2 protein-coding genes and 1 rRNA gene are annotated in these 2,042 nt (G+C 60.9%); all 3 read left to right on the top strand.

Going from position 1 to position 2,042, the window contains the following annotated elements:
* Positions 1–36 precede the first annotated feature (36 nt).
* Positions 37–153 (top strand): 5S ribosomal RNA (gene rrf, locus O3656_RS10180).
* 391 nt (positions 154–544) lie between these two features.
* Complete coding sequence (locus O3656_RS10185; protein ID WP_500063958.1) at positions 545–1,840, top strand: threonine/serine exporter family protein; 1,296 nt, start codon at positions 545–547, stop codon at positions 1,838–1,840.
* Positions 1,837–1,992: a hypothetical protein gene (locus O3656_RS10190; protein ID WP_500063956.1), complete on the top strand. Its 156-nt coding sequence runs from the start codon at positions 1,837–1,839 to the stop codon at positions 1,990–1,992. Before O3656_RS10185 ends, O3656_RS10190 begins: the two co-directional genes overlap by 4 nt.
* Positions 1,993–2,042: the final 50 nt, after the last annotated feature.

Genomic DNA, 2,042 nt, shown 5'->3' on the forward strand with positions numbered 1-2,042 from the left:
CAAGCAGGGTGGGGAAACGTGTTGAACACCCAGTCTTGTGGTGGTCATAGCACCGGGGAAACGCCCAGCAACATTCCGAACCTGGAAGCTAAGCCCGGCAGCGCCAATGGTACTGCAACCGCCAGGTTGTGGGAGAGTAGGACACCGCCACAACACACTGATGGGGAGCGGCTAGAAACCTCCGGGTTTCTGGCCGCTCTTCCTATACATTGAATTGCTCGGCTCTACGTTCAGTCCTTCGGGTGATTCACATTATCGATGCCGCCATCGGCGGTCACTTGGTGCATCGTGGCACCGCGTTCTACCCGTTTTGCCGGAGGATCGGCGACTCGGGTATCTGTACCTGTCTACCGGGCCCATGCCTCGTCTCGGTGCTCCATCCGCATGCAGTTGCATGTCCACCAGATGAAAAAACACACGTCACGGACCAACGTCGCCCGCAAAACGGCATGAGTCGTGCGATGCTATTCCCATGGTCACTTCTGCACATCAGCCAGACTCGCACCACCGACATGGTGGGAAGGACGAGGTTCTCGCTCAACGTATGGCGGCCCACGATCGCCTCGCTCATCAGTCCCAGGTTGTGCTCCGGCTCGGGCAGATGCTTCTGTCCTTCGGCGCGAGCGCTTACCGCGTGAAGAAGTCTATGGCGGACGTCGCCCGGGCGGTGGGTATTTCTGAGCATCGCGCGCAGGTCACGTACACCGAGATTATTGCGACGGCTTACGCGAACGGTACATTCCGCACGGAGCTCGCCGAGCAGCGCCTCATGGGCGTGAACGCAGACAAGATCGACCGCATCAATAACTACGTCGCTTCGCTCAACGGCAAGTCCGTGCGCGTTGAGGACGTTTCCGATGAGCTCGATAAGATCGCGAAGGTGCCCGGCCTTTACGACTGGTTCTCGAATGCGCTCGCATCGGGTCTCGCGTGTGCGGCGTTTGCGTTCCTGAATGGTGGGGGATGGGTCGAGTGCTCGGCCGTCGCCGTGGCCTCGTTCTTTGGTCAGGCGCTGCGTCGTCAGATGCTTGTGCGTCACATGAACCACTTCGGTGTGTGGATGGCCTGCGGTGCTCTTGCTGCGATGATCTACATCCTCTTGGTTGCTCCGGCTCAGCACTTCCTGGGCATCGAGTCGACCCACCAAGCGGGCTTTATTTCCGCACTGCTGTTCCTGGTTCCCGGCTTCCCGCTCGTGACGGGCCTGATCGATCTCGTCCGACAGGACTTCCAGGGAGGTCTCGGGCGCCTCGTGTATGTGGCGATGCTTGTCGCGTCGGCGGGTGTGGCTGTATGGGCGATCTCCGCTATCTTCGGCTGGTCTGTGACCCCCGAGTACGGTGTCTCGCTCGTTCCATGGTTGCACTACATACTGCGCTTCCTCACGAGCTTCGTCGCGGCATACGGTTTCGCGATGCTCTTTAACTCGCCTCACCGTGTATGCGCGACGGCGGCCATTATCGGTGCGGTTATCAACACCGCTCGCATCGCCCTGCACCTGGAGCTGGGTGTTCCGGCTCCCGCGGCCGTCGGCCTTGCCGCGCTCGCTGCTGGTCTCCTCGCCGTCTTCGTGGCCCGCAGGACGCGCTTCTCGCGCGTGACCCTGTCAGTTCCCGCAGTCGTCATCATGATTCCCGGTGTGCCGCTTTATCGGGCGCTCACGTACCTGAACAATCAGCAGATCGACGATGCCCTCGCTTCGCTCTTTACGGTCATGTTCACGATCGTTGCCATCGGTATGGGCCTGGCGCTCTCGCGTATGCTCACCGATAAGAACTGGCTCGTCGAAAAGCAAGAACGTGTCCCGAACCTGTGGGAGTACGAGGGGGAGAACGCGTGACCTTCGACATCGAAGCGAATCTGATGCCGCCGTCGTTCGAGTTCGAGTACGCGATCGACCGCGACGAGATCCGCGCCGTCGGCCGCAACATCGCGATCGTGTGCGTGGCGGCAGTGACCGCTCGCGTGCTCGTTGCGCTGATTCAGCGCTGACGCTCATTCATTCACGAGGCCGTGGCCGGGAAACCGGTCGCGGCCTCGTT

The organism is Pauljensenia sp. 27098_8_83 (assembly GCF_041432695.1).
Lineage (GTDB): Bacteria > Actinomycetota > Actinomycetes > Actinomycetales > Actinomycetaceae > Pauljensenia.